The organism is Streptococcus mitis B6 (assembly GCF_000027165.1).
Lineage (GTDB): Bacteria > Bacillota > Bacilli > Lactobacillales > Streptococcaceae > Streptococcus > Streptococcus mitis_AR.
In genome coordinates this window covers 1,145,078-1,165,085 of sequence record NC_013853.1, presented here as the reverse complement: position 1 = coordinate 1,165,085, position 20,008 = coordinate 1,145,078, and the positions used below count along the sequence as shown (strand labels likewise).

Here is a 20,008-nt window from a genome sequence, read left to right as displayed (position 1 = left end):
AATAAGGGAAAAAATAAAAAGCTCCTTTCGGTTTTGATACAATAGTTTCAAAATTTGAGAGGAGTTTTTTTATGAATCGCTATGCAGTACAGTTGATTAGTCGCGGAGCTGTTAACAAGATAGGGAATATGCTCTATGATTATGGAAATAGTGTCTGGTTGGCTTCCATGGGAACTTTAGGGCAGACAGTTTTAGGAATGTATCAGATTTCTGAACTCGTCACATCTATTCTCGTCAATCCTTTTGGTGGAGTTATATCAGACCGTTTTTCTCGTCGTAGGATTTTAATGGCGACGGATCTTGTTTGTGGGATTCTTTGTCTGGCTATTTCTTTCATAAGGAATGATAGCTGGATGATTGGAGCTTTGATTGTTGCCAATATTGTTCAGGCTATTGCTTTCGCCTTTTCTAGACCAGCAAATAAGGCTATTATCACAGAATTGGTAGAGAAGGATGAACTGGTCCTCTACAATTCTCGTTTGGAATTGGTGATGCAGGTTGTCAGTGTGAGTTCCCCTGTACTCTCTTTTCTGGTTTTACAATTTGCAAGTCTTCGCATTACCTTGGTATTAGATGCCCTTAGTTTTTTTCTCGCTTTTGGCTTAGTAGCCTTGCTTCCAAAGAAAGAAGAGAAGACTTTGGGTGAGAAGAAACTTACATTCAAAGTTATTTTTTCTGATATCAAGGAGGGAGTTCACTATATTGTGAAGCAAAAGGAAATCTTCTTTTTGTTAGTCATGGCTTCAAGTGTCAATTTTTTCTTTGCAGCTTTTAATTATCTTCTTCCCTTTTCAAATCAGCTCTATGGAGTTCAAGGTGCCTATGCCACTATTTTAACTATGGGGGCTATCGGTTCTATTGTTGGGGCGCTGTTAGCTAGTAAGATTAAAGCCAGTATGGAAATGCTTCTGTTTTTATTGGCTCTGACTGGACTTGGGGTGATGATAATGGGATTTACCCTCCCTTCCTATCTTGCTTTTTCAGGAAATTTCATTTGTGAACTCTTTATGACGATTTTCAATATTCACTTTTTTACTCAGGTACAAACCAAGGTTGAAGGGGAATATCTGGGAAGAGTTCTCAGTTCGATTTATACCTTAGCTATACTTTTTATGCCAATTGCAACAGGTTTGATGACTTTTCTTCCAAGTGTCCATCTTTATTCTTTCTTGATTATTGGACTTGGAGTTGTAGCCTTATCTTTCTTAGCTCTCGGATATGTTCGGATTCATTTTGAAAAAGAGACATAAGTCTGTTTGAGTTTTAAAAATAATTCCAATCTAAGTATTTTTTCCACCCTTCTCGTTTGTGAGGAGGGCTTAGTTTATGGTAAAATGGTTTTATGAATAAAAGAATGAATGAGTTAGTCGCCTTGCTTAATCGCTATGCGACTGAGTACTATACCAGCGATAATCCCTCGGTTTCAGACAGTGAGTATGATCGCCTTTACCGAGAGTTGGTTGAGTTAGAAACTGCCTATCCAGATCAAGTGCTAGCAGACAGTCCGACCCATCGTGTTGGTGGCAAGGTTTTAGATGGTTTTGAAAAATACAGTCATCAGTATCCTCTTTATAGTTTGCAGGATGCTTTTTCACGTGAGGAGCTTGAAGCTTTTGACGCGCGTGTTCGTAAGGAAGTGACCCATCCAACCTATATTTGTGAGCTGAAAATCGATGGCTTATCTATCTCACTTACTTATGAAAAGGGGATTTTGGTTGCTGGGGCAACACGTGGAGACGGTTCTGTTGGGGAGAATATCACGGAAAACCTCAAGCGTGTTAAGGACATTCCTTTAATTTTGCCAGAAGAACTAGATATCACAGTTCGTGGGGAATGTTACATGCCCCGTGCTTCTTTTGACCAGGTCAACCAAGCTCGCCAAGAAAATGGAGAGCCTGAATTTGCCAATCCTCGTAATGCGGCAGCAGGAACACTACGTCAGCTGGATACAGCAGTAGTAGCCAAGCGCAATCTTGCGACTTTCTTATATCAAGAAGCCAGTCCTTCAACTCGTGATAGTCAAGAAAAGGTTTTGAAGCACCTTGAACAACTAGGTTTTGTGGTCAATCCTAAGCGAATCTTGACTGAAAACATAGATGAAATCTGGGATTTTATCCAAGAAATAGGACAGAAACGGGAAAACCTGCCTTATGATATCGATGGAGTGGTAATCAAGGTCAATGACCTAGCAGGTCAAGAAGAACTTGGTTTTACCGTTAAGGCTCCAAAGTGGGCAGTGGCTTACAAGTTCCCAGCTGAAGAAAAAGAAGCTCAACTCTTATCAGTTGATTGGACAGTTGGCCGTACGGGTGTTGTAACCCCAACTGCGAATCTAACACCAGTACAACTAGCTGGAACAACTGTTAGCCGTGCGACCCTGCACAATGTGGATTATATTGCTGAAAAGGATATTCGTAAAGACGACACGGTTATCGTCTATAAGGCTGGAGATATCATCCCTGCCGTTTTACGTGTGGTAGAGTCCAAACGGGTTTCTGAAGAAAAACTAGATATTCCTACAAACTGTCCAAGTTGTGACTCTGATTTGTTGCACTTTGAAGATGAAGTGGCTCTCCGTTGTATCAATCCACGTTGCCCTGCTCAAATCATGGAAGGTTTGATTCACTTTGCTTCTCGTGATGCCATGAATATTACAGGCCTTGGTCCATCAGTAGTTGAGAAACTCTTTTCTGCTAATCTGGTTAAGGATGTGGCGAATATTTACCGATTACAAGAAGAAGATTTCCTCCTTTTAGAGGGGGTCAAGGAAAAGTCTGCTTCTAAACTGTATCAGGCCATCCAAGCATCTAAGGAAAATTCTGCCGAGAAGCTCTTATTTGGTTTGGGAATTCGCCATGTCGGAAGCAAGGCTAGTCAGCTCTTACTTCAACATTTCCATTCAATTGAAAATCTGGCTCAGGCAGATCCAGAAGAAGTGGCTAGTATTGAAAGTCTAGGTGGCGTGATTGCCAAGAGTCTTCAAACTTATTTTGCGACAGAAGGCTCTGAAATTCTCCTAAGAGAATTAAAAGAAGCTGGGGTCAATCTGGACTATAAAGGTCAGACAGTAGTAGCGGATGCGGCCTTGTCAGGTTTGACCGTTGTATTGACCGGAAAATTGGAACGTCTCAAGCGCTCAGAAGCTAAAAGTAAACTCGAAAGTCTAGGTGCTAAGGTAACAGGCAGTGTTTCTAAAAAGACCGACCTCGTCGTTGCAGGCGCAGATGCTGGAAGTAAACTGCAAAAAGCACAAGAACTTGGTATTGAGGTTCGAGACGAAGCTTGGCTAGAAAGTCTGTAATGATCGTTTAAAAACAGAGTTTAGATAATATAACTAGTTTGTTAATCAGGACAAAATCGGTCAAAAATTTATTAGTGAAATAGAAACAAATCAAAAAAGGAAAAATAAAAAATGTATAACTACCCTATGCGCATTCATTACCATCGCAAGAATGGAGAATACGACACTTGCTCTTTTGTAAAAAGTAAAGACCAGCGAATCGATTTGCTGGTCTATAAAGAAGATTATTTTGGTGCCTTATTCAGTTTTGAACATCCAAGTGCTCATCCTCTAGAAAGCTTGAATTTTGTAGTTCATACAGGCCAAACCAGTAAAGAATATGCTATCCGTTTCAATCACTATCCTCTTTTAACAGAGGTCTGGATTTTGGAAGGAGATGACAGAATTTATTACTCTGAGAATCCTGCTATTGCAAGTCCTTTCTATAAAAATCAAAATCCTTTTGCCTTTGATAAGGCCATTAATAGTGCTAGTTTTGACCATCATTGGGGTTATCAAGGGAAATTGGGTTGCCGTATAGAGGATAATCAGGCTCATTTTGCCCTTTGGGCTCCAACAGCGACAGAAGTGCAGATTGTCGTTTATGAATCAGCTGCTAACGATGCCCCTGTTTGGAAGACTTTTGAGCTGGAAAGAGGCAATAGCTACTCTTATAATCATAAGGACAATACAATTGGTGTCTGGAGTTTGGATGTTGAGGAAGATTTGACTGGTAAGGCTTATCAGTATCAAGTTCAATTCCCCCATCACCAAAGTCTTACTCGCGACCCATACACTATTGCAACCAGTCCTGATGGCAAACGTTCAGCTATTCTGAGTCATGAAGAAAAGCAAGTTGAAAGCTTCGAGGTCAAGCACGGTTCTGAGGCTACTTGGCGTTTGGAAAATCCATGTAAGGCAGTTATCTGTGAAATGCACATTCGTGATTTGACCAAATCTCCGACCTCAGGTGTGGATGAACATCTTCGAGGAACTTTCTTAGGTGCTGCTCAGACTGGAACAGTTAACCAGTACGGCCAGTCAACTGCTTTTGATTACATCAAGAAGCTGGGCTACAATTATGTTCAGTTGCAACCAATTGCAGACCGTCACAAAGAATATGATGAGGACGGTAATGTAACCTACAACTGGGGTTATGATCCACAAAACTATAACGCACCAGAAACGAGCCTTTCAACTAACCCAGATGATCCAGCTCAGGTCATTCGCGATTTGAAGACCATGGTTCAAGCCTATCACGATGCTGGCATTGGTGTCATTATGGATGTGGTCTATAACCATACCTTCTCAGTTGTTGATGCACCTTTCCAAACAACTGTCCCTGATTACTATTATCGTATGAATCCAGACGGTACCTTCCAGAATGGAACGGGTGTTGGAAATGAAACAGCTAGTGAACACGAAATGTTCCGCAAGTATATGATTGATTCCCTCCTATACTGGGTGCAGGAATACAATATTGACGGTTTCCGTTTTGATTTGATGGGGATTCATGATGTCAAGACTATGCAGATGATTCGTCAGAGTTTGGATGAAATTGACCCTAACATTATCCTTTATGGAGAAGGATGGGATATGGGAACAGGCCTAGCGCCTTATGATAAGGCCAAGAAGGACAATGCCTACCAGATGCCAAATATTGGTTTCTTTAATGACAATCAGCGCGATGCTGTCAAAGGTGGAGAAGTTTATGGTGCTATCAAGTCAGGTTTTGTTAGCGGTGCTGCGACAGAGCCAATTCTAGCCAAGGCAATTCTAGGCAGTCGTGAATTAGGAACCTATACACATCCAAATCAAGTGCTTAACTATGTAGAGGCCCATGATAATTACAATCTTCACGATTTGTTGGCAACCCTACATCCAGACCAAACTTCAGAGCAAATCATGCGCAAGGTCGAAACTGCCACAGCCATGAATCTGCTCATGCAGGGGATGGCCTTTATGGAAATTGGTCAAGAATTTGGTCGTACCAAACTGGTTGCGACTGGTGAAAATGGTGAGTTGACCCATGATGATAGAGAGCGTGCTATGAATAGCTATAATGCTCCAGACAGTGTGAACCAAGTGAACTGGGATTTGATTAATGAGCGTCAAGACAGTATTGACTTTATCCGTCAGATGATTCGATTGAAGACAGAAACTGGTGCCTTTTCTTACCCTACTTATGAAGAAATTTACCATCATGTCTTTGTTCATTCATCACACGAACATAGTGGTTGGATTGTCTTTGAAATTCATGGGGAAGAACATCTATTGGTTGTCTTTAATGCTAAAGGGCAAGACTTCCAGTTTGAAAATGCTGGAAATCTGGAACTGTTGGTGACCAATAGCCATTTAAGTGATAAAGACATGGTTGGTGGCGTCAGTGCCAGCGTCTTTAAAGTTTTGTAGAATAGAGTTACAATTTAAATTCATTTGTGGTGCTTTATCTGTTAATAAAATCAGGAAATTCATTTCCTGGTTTGTTTTTTACTTAAAATCACGTCTTTTATTAGTAAAATCACGAACTTTATGATAGTATTATAAAAAAGAATTCGCTTTAATGGCTTTTCTGAAAATTCCTTGTTTTACAAGTGAACACATCAGTTAATTTGTTGAAGACTTTCAAAAGAATGGTAACTTCTAAAACTAACTTCCAGTTTCCCACAACCTAGCTTTTAGTATGAGAAAAATGCGTGAAATCAGTGGAAATCCGTCTTAGACTAACTTCCACTGGTTTTCTTTTTCTTGATATATAAGGGTTCAAAAGCGAAAAGACTCAGAAAAAAGTGCACGACAAATAGCCCTAAAACAGAGTCGTCTTAGAGTAAATTCCAGTTGCTAGCGTTTAGTGTGAGACTTTTCGATGGTGATAAGATGTGTAGTTAGAGGGGAAAATTCCCTTTATTTCAATAAATCAGGTGATAAGTGTGTGTCTTCTGGTTTGACAAATTGGCAACCCAGAAGAGCAGCGATGTCCTCGCCAAAGGTGAAGGTGAAGACGTCGTAAGCAGATTTTCCTTGAAACTCTTCTCGTTTCAAGGAATTGACATGGGAAATGACTAGATTGACGTCTTTCTGAGTCAGCTGGTCAAAGGAAGTGCCCTTGGGAAGAATGGCTCGCAAAACCGTATGGTTCTTCTCAATCCGCCCCTTCTGGTCAGGACGGCTAGGGTCGCAGAAGTAGAGGTGAGACTTCCCATCAATGTCTCGCTCAAGCTCCTCCACATAGGCGAACTCAGATCCGTTGTCTGTGAGAATGACAGGGAACAGCTGATGGAACGCATACCCTCCGTCCATGACTCTTTCTTTCAAAGCTGCGAATTTAGTGGCGACTTCCAGAGCAGTCTTGTTGTCCAAAAGCAAGGCGAAGAGGAAATTACAGAAGGAAACGTTGAAGGTGAGCAGTAGCTTTCCACCAGGTCTGCCGATGACCGTGTCCATTTCCAACCATTTGAAGAAATCATCAGTTTCTCGTAACTCTTGGAAATCTTGATAGGTCCGCCCAATTTTCAGCTCTTTGGGAATAGCTACTTTTCTGGATTTTCTGCGTTCCTTGAACGTGACCATCCGAGGGAAATCAATGGGCTTGGCTGTCAGATAGCCCAGCTTGGCATGCCGATACACCGTAGCTTTCGACACAGGTAGGTTATGTGTCTGAATGATATGGTAGATGCTTTGTTTCTTCTGGATGCCTAGGGTTAAGATCTTGTCCATCTGATAAAAACTTTCCTTGTTTAGGGGAATGCCCTGTCTGGATTCCCTCAACATAGTCTCGTAATGCTCCTGTGCCTTTTTCGCGTAGTAAAGATAGCGGTTAAACCCACAATCCGTCCTCTTTTTTGGACAGTTGTTACAGACATAAGGAGCTTTTTTGAGAAGAGGGCAATCCGTGCAATCAGATTTGACGGATGTTGGATGCATGATGCGATTGCGCTTGATTTCCTTTGAAATCGTTGACGGGTCTTTCCCCATCTTCTCAGCGATGGAACGGAAAGTCTCCTGTTGGCTGATTCCAGTTTGGATGTCAATACGGTCTTCTAGAGTGAGATGTTTTTGTTTTTTCGTCATGAGGTACCTCCTCACGAAAAGTCTCAGACTTAATTCTAGCATAATTCATCGTCTGAGACTAACTTCCAGTTTTGGGAGAGAGATGGAAGTTACTTTGAGAAGTTACGCTTTCAAAAGAATTTTTACAAAATATAGTAATTCACTTGAATCTTCTCTAAAAAGGTAGTATAATAAATCTATAGAAAACGCTTACAGAAATAGGAGGGTGTATGGATAAGAAAAAAGCTTTAGAAACCTTTATGACAGGTGAAAATTTTCACCTCCAGCACTATCTGGGAGCACATAAGGAAGAAAAAAATGGAGAGTATGGCTATACTTTTCGTGTGTGGGCACCCAATGCACAGGCTGTTCACTTGGTAGGGGATTTAACCAATTGGGTTGAAAATCAAATTCCAATGGAACGAAATGAATTTGGAGTCTGGGAAGTCTTTACTAGTCTTGCTCAAGAAGGCCAAATTTATAAGTATCATATCACACGTGCAAATGGTCATCAGCTGATGAAGATTGATCCTTTGGCTGTAAGGTATGAGGCACGACCTGGGACTGGAGCGATTTTAACAGAGATTCCAGAGAAAAAATGGAAGGATGGTCTATGGTTAGCTCGTAGAAAACGCTTGAGCTTTGAAGAGCGTCCTGTCAATATTTACGAGGCTCATGCTGGTTCTTGGAAGAGAAATCCAGACGGTAGTCCCTATAGTTTTGCTCAATTGAAAGATGATCTCATTCCTTACTTGGTTGAGATGAACTATACTCACATTGAGTTTATGCCTTTGATGTCTCACCCACTCGGTTTGAGTTGGGGCTATCAGCTTATGGGTTACTTTGCTCTAGAGCATGCCTATGGTCGTCCTGAAGAGTTTCAAGATTTTGTTGAGGAATGTCACTTAAACAATATAGGTGTTATTGTAGATTGGGTACCTGGTCACTTCACCATTAATGATGATGCCTTGGCCTATTATGATGGGACACCGACTTTTGAGTATCAGGACCATAATAAGGCTCATAACTATGGTTGGGGAGCACTCAATTTTGACCTTGGAAAGAATGAAGTCCAGTCCTTCTTGATTTCTAGTATTAAGTTTTGGATTGACTTTTACCATCTAGATGGTATTCGCGTGGATGCAGTTAGCAACATGCTCTATCTTGACTACGATGATGCTCCATGGACACCTAACAAGGATGGTGGCAATCTAAACTACGAAGGCTATTATTTCTTAAAACGTTTGAATGATGTCATTAAACAAGCTCATCCAGATGTGATGATGATAGCTGAGGAAAGTTCATCAGCTACTCAGATTACTGACACCAAGGATTCAGATGGTCTTGGCTTCGACTACAAATGGAATATGGGCTGGATGAATGATATCCTCCGTTTCTATGAAGAAGATCCGATTTATCGTAAATATGACTTTAACCTGGTGACTTTCAGCTTTATGTATGTCTTCAAGGAGAACTATCTCCTACCATTCTCGCACGATGAAGTGGTTCATGGCAAGAAGAGTATGATGCACAAGATGTGGGGAGATCGTTATAATCAATTCGCAGGCTTGCGCAATATCTACACTTACCAAATTTGTCACCCAGGTAAAAAATTGCTCTTCATGGGTAGTGAATATGGGCAATTCCTAGAATGGAAATCTGAAGAACAGTTGGAATGGTCTAATATAGAAGATCCAATGAATGCTAAGATGAAGTATTTCACTTCTCAGCTAAACCAGTTTTACAAAGACCACCGCTGTCTGTGGGAAATTGATACCAGCTATGATGGTATTGAAATCATCGATGCGGATAATCGAGACCAGAGTGTTCTGTCCTTCATCCGTAAGGGGAAAAAGGGCGATATGTTAGTCTGTGTCTTTAATATGGCACCTGTTGAACGAAAAGATTTTACAATCGGCCTTCCTGTTGCAGGGATTTATGAAGAAGTCTGGAATACTGAGTTAGAAGAGTGGGGCGGTGTCTGGAAAGAACACAATCAAACTGTTCAAACGAAAGAAGGATTATGGAAAGATTATGAGCAGACATTAACCTTTACCCTACCGGCTATGGGAGCTAGTGTATGGAAAATCAAGCGTCGCTTGAAATCTGATAAAACTGTCACAAGTAAAAACCAAAAAGGAGTAGAAAATGAAGAATGAAATGTTAGCTTTGATTCTTGCTGGTGGGCAAGGAACTCGTCTCGGTAAACTCACTCAAAGCATCGCAAAACCAGCTGTACAATTTGGTGGGCGCTACCGTATCATTGACTTTGCTCTCTCAAACTGTGCCAACTCAGGAATTCACAATGTTGGAGTCATCACCCAGTATCAACCACTTGCTCTCAACAATCATATCGGGAATGGTTCAAGTTGGGGTCTAGATGGTATTAATTCTGGTGTCTCTATCCTTCAACCTTATTCTGCAAGTGAAGGAAATCGTTGGTTTGAAGGAACTAGTCACGCTATTTATCAAAATATCGACTATATCGATAGTGTCAATCCTGAGTATGTTTTGATTCTATCTGGTGACCATATCTATAAGATGGACTATGATGCTATGCTCAAGTCTCACAAGGATAATAATGCTAGTTTGACAGTAGCAGTTCTTGATGTTCCTCTTAAAGAAGCTAGCCGTTTTGGCATCATGAACACAGATGCTAACAATCGTATTGTAGAATTTGAAGAGAAACCAGCCCAACCTAAATCTACCAAAGCCTCTATGGGGATTTACATCTTTGATTGGCAACGTCTCCGTAATATGCTTGTTGCTGCTGAAAAGAGCAATGTCGATATGTCAGACTTCGGTAAAAATGTCATTCCAAATTACCTTGAGTCAGGTGAAAGTGTCTATGCCTACGAATTTAATGGTTACTGGAAAGACGTCGGTACGATTGAGTCTCTTTGGGAAGCGAACATGGAGTACATTTCACCAGAAAATGCCTTGGATAGCCGTAACCGTCAATGGAAGATTTACTCAAGAAACTTGATTTCGCCACCAAACTACCTTGGTGCCAATGCTGATGTGGAAGACTCATTAGTTGTAGACGGATGTTTTGTTGATGGAACGGTTAAACACTCTATCCTTTCAACAGGAGCGCAAGTTCGCGAAGGAGCAGAAGTAGTAGATTCAGTTATCATGAGTGGTGCAATTGTTGGTCAAGGAGCTAAAATCAAACGTGCCATTATTGGTGAAGGTGCAGTTATTTCTGATGGTGTCGAAATTGATGGAACAGAAGAAGTACAAGTTGTAGGATATGATGAAGTAGTGGGGGTAGCAACAGATGAAGATTGATAAATATTCTGCCATTTTAGGAAACACAGTTGGTTTTCATGATATGTCAACACTGACAGACCACCGTCCAGTAGCTAGTTTGCCATTTGGTGGTAAATATCGCTTGATTGACTTCCCGCTTTCAAGTCTTGCTAATGCAGGTGTTCGTAGTATTTTCGGTATTTTCCAACAAGATAATATTAGCTCAGTCTTTGACCATATCCGTTCTGGTCGTGAGTGGGGATTGTCAACTCTTCTTAGTCATTACTATCTAGGTATTTACAATACCCGTGTGGAAAGTAGTACCGTTGGAAAAGAATACTATCATCAGCTTCTTACTTATTTGAAACGTTCTGGATCAAACCAAACAGTTTCTCTTAACTGTGATATTTTGATTAATATTGATCTGAATCAAGTATTCCACCTACACACTACAACAAAAGGGCCAATCACTGTAGTTTATAAGAAACTTCCTAAGAAAGATATTTCAGAAGTAAATGCAATCTTGGAAGTGGATGAAACAGACCATGTCCGTTCTCATAAACTTTTTGACAGCAAATCATCAGATGAATCTTACAATATGTCTACAGATATCTTTGTCGTTGATACGCCTTGGTTAATTGAACGCTTGGAAGAAGAAGCCAAGAAAGAACATCCAGAGAAATTGCGCTATGTTTTACGTGATTTGGCGGCCAAAGAAGGAGCTTTTGCCTACGAATACACAGGTTATCTGGCAAATATTCATTCTGTAGAATCTTATTACCAAGCTAATAAAGATATGCTTGAATCTCAAAAATTCTACTCTCTCTTCTCACCAAATCAAAAGATTTATACCAAGGTCAAAAACGAAGAGCCAACTTATTATGGTAATACATCTAAGGTAAGTACTTCTCAGTTTGCTTCTGGTAGTATCATTGAAGGTCAAGTGGCTGATTCTGTTTTATCACGTAATATTCATGTCCATAAGGATAGCTTGGTTAAAGATAGCATCTTATTCCCTCGTGTTGTTATTGGAGAAGCAGCTCAGGTAGAATATGCTATCTTGGACAAGGGCGTTGAAGTTGCTGATGGAGCTGTAATCCGTGGAACTGCAGAACATCCAGTTGTCGTTAAAAAAGGTGCTAAAGTAACAGAGGATATTCATTCATGAAAATTTTATTTGTAGCAGCTGAGGGTGCACCCTTTTCAAAAACAGGTGGTTTGGGAGACGTCATTGGCGCTCTTCCCAAATCACTGGTAAAAGCTGGACATGAAGTTGCAGTAATTTTACCCTACTATGACATGGTAGAGGCTAAATTTGGAAATCAGATTGAAGATGTTCTTCATTTTGACGTGAGCGTTGGCTGGCGCAAACAGTACTGTGGGATTAAGAAAACAGTCTTAAATGGTGTAACCTTCTACTTTATTGACAATCAATATTATTTCTTCCGCGGTCATGTTTACGGTGATTTTGATGACGGAGAACGCTTTGCTTTTTTCCAACTGGCTGCCATTGAGGCTATGGAAAGAATTGACTTTATTCCTGACCTTCTCCATGTTCATGACTACCATACAGCTATGATTCCTTTCTTGTTGAAGGAAAAATACCGTTGGATTCAAGCCTATCAAGGAATAAAAACAGTTTTAACCATTCATAATTTGGAATTCCAAGGACAATTCTCAGAAGGAATGTTATGGGATTTGTTTGGAGTTGGCTTTGAACGTTATGCTGATGGAACCCTTCGCTGGAACAACTGTCTGAACTGGATGAAGGCTGGTATTCTCTATGCGGACCGTGTTTCAACAGTTTCGCCTAGCTATGCTCATGAAATTATGACCAGTCAGTTCGGATGTAACTTGGATCAGATTCTTCGAATGGAGTCTGGTAAGGTCTCTGGTATCGTGAATGGGATTGATGCTGACCTGTATAATCCTCAGACGGATGCTCTATTAGATTATCATTTTAATCAGGAAGATTTGTCTGGTAAAGCTCAGAACAAGGCGAAATTACAAGAGAGAGTTGGATTGCCAGTTAGATCTGACGTTCCTCTGGTGGGAATTGTTTCTCGTTTGACACGTCAAAAAGGTTTTGATGTGGTGGTCGAAAGTCTGCATCAGATCTTGCAAGAAGATGTTCAGATTGTTCTTTTAGGAACTGGTGATCCAGCCTTTGAAGGAGCTTTCTCATGGTTTGCTCAGATTTACCCAGACAAGCTATCAGCAAATATCACTTTTGATGTCAAACTAGCTCAAGAAATCTATGCTGCCTGTGACCTCTTCCTCATGCCAAGTCGTTTTGAACCGTGTGGTTTGTCTCAAATGATGGCTATGCGTTACGGAACCTTGCCATTGGTCCATGAAGTTGGTGGCTTGCGAGATACCGTTCGCGCTTTCAATCCAATCGAGGGAAGCGGTACTGGCTTTAGCTTTGACAATCTATCTCCTTATTGGTTGAATTGGACTTTCCAAACAGCATTGGACTTGTATAGAAACCATCCTGACGTTTGGAGAAATCTACAAAAACAAGCTATGGAGTGTGATTTCTCATGGGATACAGCCTGCAAGTCATATCTAGACTTGTACCAAAGCTTAGTTAATTAATAGATAAAATCGTATGATGACTTCATACGATTTTTAGGCTATTTAGAAAGGAGAACTGATGTCTCAAGTAAAAGGCTTGTGTGTCATGGATGTTGATGGGACCTTACTCGTAGAAGAAGTGATTGATTTGTTGGGAAGAGAGGTAGGTCGTGAGGAGGAAATTTCACAGATTACAAGTCGGGCAATGCGAGGAGAGTTAGACTTTGAAAGCAGTTTAAGAAAAAGAGTGTCCTTGCTGGAAGGTCTTCCTGTTTCGGTTTTTGATAAAGTCTTCAACACTATTCATCTAACGCCAAATGCCCAGAAATTTATCTCTATTCTCCAAAAGAATGGCATCCTAGTTGGTCTGGTGTCCGGTGGTTTTACTCCAATAGCTGAGAGATTAGCAAAATCTCTTGGAATTGCCTATTTCTCTGCCAACCAACTTGAAGTCAAAGGTGGCTTTCTAACAGGGAAATTAGTTGGACAAATTATCAGTCCTCAGGTCAAAAAAGAGACTCTAGAAAAATGGAGAGAGAAACTAAAACTTCCTAAAGAAAGAACGATTGCAATCGGTGACGGGGCCAATGATCTATTAATGTTGAAGTCAGCAGGACTGGGAATTGCTTTTTGTGCCAAAGAGGTACTCAAAAAAGAAATACCACATCATGTTGACAAGAGGGATTTTTTAGAAGTTCTTCCTTTGATTGACTGTTTAGAATGAGGGAAAATATGAAGATTGTAATTGCACCAGATTCATTTAAGGAAAGCTTGACCGCTGAAGAGGTAGCTGAAGCTATAAAAAGAGGCTTCCAGCAATCGATAGCAGATGTAGAATGTCTCCTCTGTCCTGTTGGTGATGGTGGGGAAGGTACAGTAGATGCTATTCGGCATTCTCTTGACCTAGAAGAAAAATGGATTCAAGTGACGGGGCCTTTTGGTCAAGAAGAAGCCATGCGCTATTTTCAAAAAGGGGAATTAGCCCTCTTCGAAGTTGCTGACTTGGTCGGTCTTGGAAAAATTCCTCTGGAGAAACGAAATCCACTTCAAATCCAAACTCGTGGTATTGGAGAATTGATTCGCCATCTCATTGCTCAAGGAATTAAAGATATCTATATTGGAGTTGGTGGTACGGCTAGTAATGACGGTGGTATAGGTATTGCTGCTGGATTGGGGTATCAATTCTATGATAGGGATGGAAATGTCTTGCCTGCATGCGGTCAATCCTTACTAAAATTAGCTTCGGTTTCAACAGAAAATCGCTATGAAATTCCTGAAGATGTTCAAATTCGTATTTTAGCAGATGTCGTGAGTCCCTTATGTGGTCATCAAGGTGCAACTTACACTTTTGGCAAACAAAAAGGTTTACATCCTACTATGTTTGCAGTCGTAGATCAGGCAATCCAAGATTTTTATGAAAAAATTTCATCTGCAACATTGGAAATTAAAGGAGCAGGAGCTGGTGGAGGCATTGCTGCTGGTTTGTGTGCTTTTGCTCAGGCAAGTATCGTGTCTGGAATTGATACCTGTTTAGATTTGATTGATTTTGATAAGAAAGTTGCAGATGCTGACTTGGTTATCGTTGGCGAAGGTAGACTGGACAGTCAAAGCTTTGCTGGGAAAGCGCCGATAGGCGTAGCAAAAAGAACCCCTGTCGGAGTTCCTGTCATTGCTATTTGTGGTAGTCTTGCTGAAGATTTACCTTCCCTACCATTTGAAAATATCCAAGCGGCTTTTTCAATTTTGGAGAAAAGTGAACTTTTAGAAGACAGTTTGAAAAACGCCAGTCTCTATCTGGAGCGCACGGCAGCCAATATCGGGAACTTATTAAATATGCGCAAGATTTAGCCAAACCATTTCTTCCAGATAGATGTTTTGGCTGGTTCTTCCTTTTTAACTTCCCAAAGTTTTGCAAAAGCAAGTCGAAGGTCCTTTTCTTCTACTTGTACTGGTGCATTGCTATGGATAATCAGACCAAAAGGAGAAGAAGTATGCTCTTCAGATACAATGGTAGCTTGACTATCAGTTTCTTTTGCTTCTTTTAAGTAGAAAACTTGTTTGTCAAATTCGATAGTTGGTGAAATTTTCACAAATAGTGGCTCTGCTTTTTCCTGAAGATTTTCTAAAATAGATAAAAAACCTTTTTCTAACTGAGGGCTATTTGCAGTATCAATATCTGCATATCCAAGAACTCTTTCCTCAAAAGTTCCAAGATAGCGTCTTTGCTCATCCGGATTTAATTTTGCTCCACCATGAGCCTTTTCAAGTAATTGTTTTGATAAATCTGTCATGAAAACAGTATATCATAAAAGTTAGAATAAAACAGACAAAAGAAAGCGATTACTTTATAAAGTTAAGGAAAATTTGCACAAAGATAACGTTTTTTCTTGAAAAAGGAGGGGTTTTAAGGTATTATAGAGGTGTAAAAAATTTAACTCATAAGGAGAGTAAAAAATGTCAATTATTACTGATGTTTACGCTCGCGAAGTCCTAGACTCACGCGGTAACCCAACACTTGAAGTAGAAGTTTACACTGAATCAGGTGCTTTCGGACGTGGTATGGTTCCATCAGGAGCTTCTACTGGTGAACACGAAGCAGTTGAACTTCGCGACGGTGACAAATCTCGTTACGGTGGTCTTGGTACACAAAAAGCTGTTGACAATGTAAACAACATCATTGCTGAAGCTATCATCGGATACGATGTACGTGATCAACAAGCTATCGACCGTGCTATGATCGCTCTTGACGGTACTCCTAACAAAGGTAAATTGGGTGCAAATGCAATCCTTGGTGTGTCTATCGCTGTAGCTCGCGCTGCTGCTGACTACCTTGAAATCCCACTTTACAGCTACCTTGGCGGATTCAACACTAAAGTTCTTCCAACTCCAATGATGAACATCATCAACGGTGGTTCTCACTCTGACGCTCCAATCGCTTTCCAAGAATTCATGATCGTACCTGCTGGTGCGCCATCATTCAAAGAAGCTCTTCGTTGGGGTGCTGAAATCTTCCACGCACTTAAGAAAATCCTTAAATCTCGTGGTTTGGAAACAGCCGTAGGTGACGAAGGTGGATTCGCTCCTCGTTTCGAAGGAACTGAAGACGGTGTTGAAACTATCCTTGCTGCGATCGAAGCTGCTGGATATGTTCCAGGTAAAGATGTATTTATCGGATTTGACTGTGCTTCATCAGAATTTTACGATAAAGAACGTAAAGTTTACGACTACACTAAATTCGAAGGTGAAGGAGCAGCTGTACGTACTGCTGCAGAACAAATTGCCTACCTTGAAGAATTGGTAAACAAATACCCAATCATCACTATCGAAGATGGTATGGATGAAAATGACTGGGACGGTTGGAAAGCTCTTACTGAACGTCTTGGTGGTAAAGTTCAATTGGTTGGTGACGACTTCTTCGTAACAAACACTTCTTACCTTGAAAAAGGTATTGCAGAAGGTGCTGCTAACTCAATCCTTATCAAAGTTAACCAAATCGGTACTCTTACTGAAACATTCGACGCTATCGAAATGGCTAAAGAAGCTGGTTACACTGCTGTTGTATCACACCGTTCAGGTGAAACAGAAGATTCAACAATCGCTGACATCGCAGTTGCAACTAACGCAGGACAAATCAAGACTGGTTCACTTTCACGTACAGACCGTATCGCTAAATACAACCAATTGCTTCGCATCGAAGACCAACTTGGTGAAGTAGCAGAATACCGTGGATTGAAATCATTCTACAACCTTAAGAAATAAAATAGTTCAGTGAACTATTTTATCCCGAACTTTGAAACTCAAAAGTTCGGCCGTTGATTTAACAACGTTTCTAGCCCCTCGGAATTTATCCGAAGGGCTGTTTTTGTATTTAGGGGGCAAAAAAGGGGCAAAACTTTTTAAGAAAGCTCAGCTACCAATAAATACGATGGTAACTTCTAAAACTAACTTCCAGTTTCCCACAACCTAGCTTTTAGTATGAGAAAAATGCGTGAAATCAGTGGAAATCCGTCTTAGACTAACTTCCACTGGTTTTCTTTTTCTTGATATATAAGGGTTCAAAAGCGAAAAGACTCAGAAAAAAGTGCACGACAAATAGCCCTAAAACAGAGTCGTCTTAGAGTAAATTCCAGTTGCTAGCGTTTAGTGTGAGACTTTTCGATGGTGATAAGATGTGTAGTTAGAGGGGAAAATTCCCTTTATTTCAATAAATCAGGTGATAGGTGTGTGTCTTCTGGTTTGACAAATTGGCAACCCAGAAGAGCAGCGATGTCCTCGCCAAAGGTGAAGGTGAAGATGTCGTAAGCAGATTTTCCTTGAAACTCTTCTCGTTTCAAGGAATTGACATGGGAAATGACTAGATTGACGTCTTTCTGAGTCAGCTGGTCAAAGGAAGTGCCCTTGGGAAGAATGGCTCGCAAAACCGTATGGTTCTTCTCAATCCGCCCCTTCTGGTCAGGACGGCTAGGGTCGCAGAAGTAGAGGTGAGACTTCCCATCAATGTCTCGCTCAAGCTCCTCCACATAGGCGAACTCAGATCCGTTGTCTGTGAGAATGACAGGGAACAGCTGATGGAACGCATACCCTCCGTCCATGACTCTTTCTTTCAAAGCTGCGAATTTAGTGGCGACTTCCAGAGCAGTCTTGTTGTCCAAAAGCAAGGCGAAGAGGAAATTACAGAAGGAAACGTTGAAGGTGAGCAGTAGCTTTCCACCAGGTCTGCCGATGACCGTGTCCATTTCCAACCATTTGAAGAAATCATCAGTTTCTCGTAACTCTTGGAAATCTTGATAGGTCCGCCCAATTTTCAGCTCTTTGGGAATAGCTACTTTTCTGGATTTTCTGCGTTCCTTGAACGTGACCATCCGAGGGAAATCAATGGGCTTGGCTGTCAGATAGCCCAGCTTGGCATGCCGATACACCGTAGCTTTCGACACAGGTAGGTTATGTGTCTGAATGATATGGTAGATGCTTTGTTTCTTCTGGATGCCTAGGGTTAAGATCTTGTCCATCTGATAAAAACTTTCCTTGTTTAGGGGAATGCCCTGTCTGGATTCCCTCAACATAGTCTCGTAATGCTCCTGTGCCTTTTTCGCGTAGTAAAGATAGCGGTTAAACCCACAATCCGTCCTCTTTTTTGGACAGTTGTTACAGACATAAGGAGCTTTTTTGAGAAGAGGGCAATCCGTGCAATCAGATTTGACGGATGTTGGATGCATGATGCGATTGCGCTTGATTTCCTTTGAAATCGTTGACGGGTCTTTCCCCATCTTCTCAGCGATGGAACGGAAAGTCTCCTGTTGGCTGATTCCAGTTTGGATGTCAATACGGTCTTCTAGAGTGAGATGTTTTTGTTTTTTCGTCATGAGGTACCTCCTCACGAAAAGTCTCAGACTTAATTCTAGCATAATTCATCGTCTGAGACTAACTTCCAGTTTTGGGAGAGAGATGGAAGTTACTTTGAGAAGTTACGCAATAAATACGATTCAGCTAATATAATTGAAAATGATGGAAAAAAGGGTGAATTTATGATATACTTCAATGTAGGACCTTTTTAGAAATTTTGAAAGAGTATTAAAAATTTAAAATGAGAAAAATTGTAATCAATGGTGGCTTGCCCCTGCAAGGTGAGATTACCATTAGTGGTGCAAAAAATAGTGTTGTAGCTTTGATTCCAGCTATTATCTTGGCAGATGATGTTGTGACTTTGGATTGTGTGCCAGATATTTCCGATGTTGCTAGTCTTGTCGAAATTATGGAATTAATGGGTGCTACTGTTAAGAGATATGATGATGTGTTAGAGATTGATCCAAGAGGTGTTCAGAATATTCCAATGCCTTATGGGAAAATCAATAGTCTTCGTGCATCTTATTATTTTTATGGAAGTCTTTTAGGTCGCTTTGGGGAAGCTACTGTTGGTTTACCTGGTGGATGTGATTTGGGACCTCGCCCTATTGACTTACACCTTAAGGCTTTTGAAGCTATGGGAGCAACTGTTAGCTACGAGGGAGATAACATGAAGTTATCTGCTAAAGAAACAGGACTTCACGGTGCAAGTATTTACATGGATACGGTTAGTGTCGGTGCGACGATTAATACAATGATTGCTGCGGTTAAAGCAAATGGCCGTACTATTATTGAAAATGCAGCCCGAGAACCTGAAATTATTGATGTTGCCACTCTCTTAAATAATATGGGTGCTCATATCCGTGGTGCTGGAACCAATATTATCATTATTGATGGTGTTGACAGATTACATGGAACGCGTCATCAGGTGATTCCAGACCGTATTGAAGCAGGAACATATATTTCTTTAGCTGCTGCAGTTGGTAAGGGAATTCGGATTAATAATGTTCTTTATGAACACTTAGAAGGATTCATTGCTAAGTTGGAAGAAATGGGAGTGAGAATGACTGTATCTGAAGACAGTATTTTTGTCGAAGAACAGTCTAATTTGAAAGCAATCAATATTAAGACAGCTCCTTACCCAGGCTTTGCTACTGACTTGCAACAACCAATTACTCCTCTCTTGTTAACAGCAGAGGGGCGTGGTACCATTATTGATACCATTTATGAAAAACGAGTAAACCATGTTTTTGAACTAGCAAAGATGGACGCGGATATTACGACTACAAACGACCATATTTTATATACTGGTGGCCGTAGTTTACGTGGTGCAAATGTAAAAGCTACTGACCTTAGAGCTGGGGCCGCACTTGTCATTGCTGGTTTAATGGCTGAAGGCAAGACTGAAATTACAAATATTGAGTTCATCTTACGTGGTTATTCTGATATTATCGAAAAATTACGTAATCTAGGAGCAGATATTACACTTGTTGAGGATTAAACCGT

Annotated in this window: 14 protein-coding genes; 11 read left to right on the top strand and 3 right to left on the bottom strand. The window is 40.7% G+C overall.

Annotated elements, in window-relative coordinates; genetic code table 11:
- Positions 1-71 precede the first annotated feature (71 nt).
- From SMI_RS05930 to pulA, 3 genes are all read left to right on the top strand, one after another.
- A complete protein-coding gene (locus SMI_RS05930) occupies positions 72-1,250 on the top strand; it encodes an MFS transporter (RefSeq protein ID WP_012972522.1) in 1,179 nt (392 codons plus the stop codon).
- A gap of 92 nt (positions 1,251-1,342) precedes the next feature.
- On the top strand, positions 1,343-3,301 hold the full coding sequence (gene ligA, locus SMI_RS05925) for an NAD-dependent DNA ligase LigA (RefSeq protein WP_001042582.1): 1,959 nt from the start codon (positions 1,343-1,345) through the stop codon (positions 3,299-3,301).
- A 111-nt stretch (positions 3,302-3,412) separates the two neighbouring features.
- Entirely contained in the window at positions 3,413-5,692 is a 2,280-nt protein-coding gene (gene pulA, locus SMI_RS05920) for a type I pullulanase (protein WP_000283052.1), read from the top strand.
- 492 nt (positions 5,693-6,184) lie between these two features.
- Here pulA and SMI_RS05915 read toward each other — a convergent pair whose 3' ends face one another.
- On the bottom strand, positions 6,185-7,351 hold the full coding sequence (locus tag SMI_RS05915) for an IS30-like element ISSmi1 family transposase (RefSeq protein WP_000163002.1): 1,167 nt from the start codon (positions 7,349-7,351) through the stop codon (positions 6,185-6,187).
- 209 nt (positions 7,352-7,560) lie between these two features.
- Here SMI_RS05915 and glgB point away from each other — a divergent pair, with 209 nt between their 5' ends.
- The 6 genes from glgB to SMI_RS05885 are packed head-to-tail and all read left to right on the top strand — an operon-like array spanning position 7,561 to position 15,007.
- On the top strand, positions 7,561-9,489 hold the full coding sequence (gene glgB, locus SMI_RS05910; protein ID WP_000358393.1) for a 1,4-alpha-glucan branching protein GlgB: 1,929 nt from the start codon (positions 7,561-7,563) through the stop codon (positions 9,487-9,489).
- Positions 9,479-10,621 (top strand): glucose-1-phosphate adenylyltransferase, encoded by a 1,143-nt coding sequence (locus SMI_RS05905; RefSeq protein WP_000787248.1) that lies wholly within the window; start codon positions 9,479-9,481, stop codon positions 10,619-10,621. The genes glgB and SMI_RS05905 overlap by 11 nt, the downstream gene beginning before the upstream one ends.
- Positions 10,611-11,750, top strand: a complete 1,140-nt coding sequence (glgD, locus tag SMI_RS05900; RefSeq protein WP_000687025.1) for a glucose-1-phosphate adenylyltransferase subunit GlgD — start codon at positions 10,611-10,613, stop codon at positions 11,748-11,750. The genes SMI_RS05905 and glgD overlap by 11 nt, the downstream gene beginning before the upstream one ends.
- Positions 11,747-13,180 carry a glycogen synthase GlgA gene (gene glgA, locus SMI_RS05895; protein WP_000697284.1) on the top strand — a complete coding sequence of 478 codons (1,434 nt, stop codon included), beginning with the start codon at positions 11,747-11,749 and terminating at the stop codon, positions 13,178-13,180. The genes glgD and glgA overlap by 4 nt, the downstream gene beginning before the upstream one ends.
- A 58-nt stretch (positions 13,181-13,238) precedes the next feature.
- Positions 13,239-13,883, top strand: a complete 645-nt coding sequence (gene serB, locus SMI_RS05890) for a phosphoserine phosphatase SerB (RefSeq protein ID WP_000084504.1) — start codon at positions 13,239-13,241, stop codon at positions 13,881-13,883.
- Positions 13,884-13,891: 8 nt separating this feature from the next.
- Positions 13,892-15,007: a glycerate kinase gene (locus SMI_RS05885; protein ID WP_000706392.1), complete on the top strand. Its 1,116-nt coding sequence runs from the start codon at positions 13,892-13,894 to the stop codon at positions 15,005-15,007.
- On the opposite strand, the gene SMI_RS05880 is transcribed toward SMI_RS05885, so the two are convergent.
- Entirely contained in the window at positions 15,004-15,450 is a 447-nt protein-coding gene (locus SMI_RS05880; protein ID WP_000131073.1) for a DUF1694 domain-containing protein, read from the bottom strand. The two genes, SMI_RS05885 and SMI_RS05880, sit on opposite strands and share 4 nt — an antisense overlap.
- A gap of 163 nt (positions 15,451-15,613) precedes the next feature.
- Between SMI_RS05880 and eno the strand changes: the two genes are divergently transcribed.
- Positions 15,614-16,918, top strand: coding sequence for a surface-displayed alpha-enolase (gene eno, locus SMI_RS05875; RefSeq protein ID WP_000022818.1), 1,305 nt, complete (start codon positions 15,614-15,616; stop codon positions 16,916-16,918).
- Between the two features lie 437 nt (positions 16,919-17,355).
- On the opposite strand, the gene SMI_RS05870 is transcribed toward eno, so the two are convergent.
- Complete coding sequence (locus SMI_RS05870) at positions 17,356-18,522, bottom strand: IS30-like element ISSmi1 family transposase (protein ID WP_000163001.1); 1,167 nt, start codon at positions 18,520-18,522, stop codon at positions 17,356-17,358.
- Positions 18,523-18,743: 221 nt separating this feature from the next.
- On the opposite strand from SMI_RS05870, the gene SMI_RS05865 reads away from it, so the two are divergent.
- Positions 18,744-20,003 carry a UDP-N-acetylglucosamine 1-carboxyvinyltransferase gene (locus SMI_RS05865; RefSeq protein ID WP_001227097.1) on the top strand — a complete coding sequence of 420 codons (1,260 nt, stop codon included), beginning with the start codon at positions 18,744-18,746 and terminating at the stop codon, positions 20,001-20,003.
- Positions 20,004-20,008: the final 5 nt, after the last annotated feature.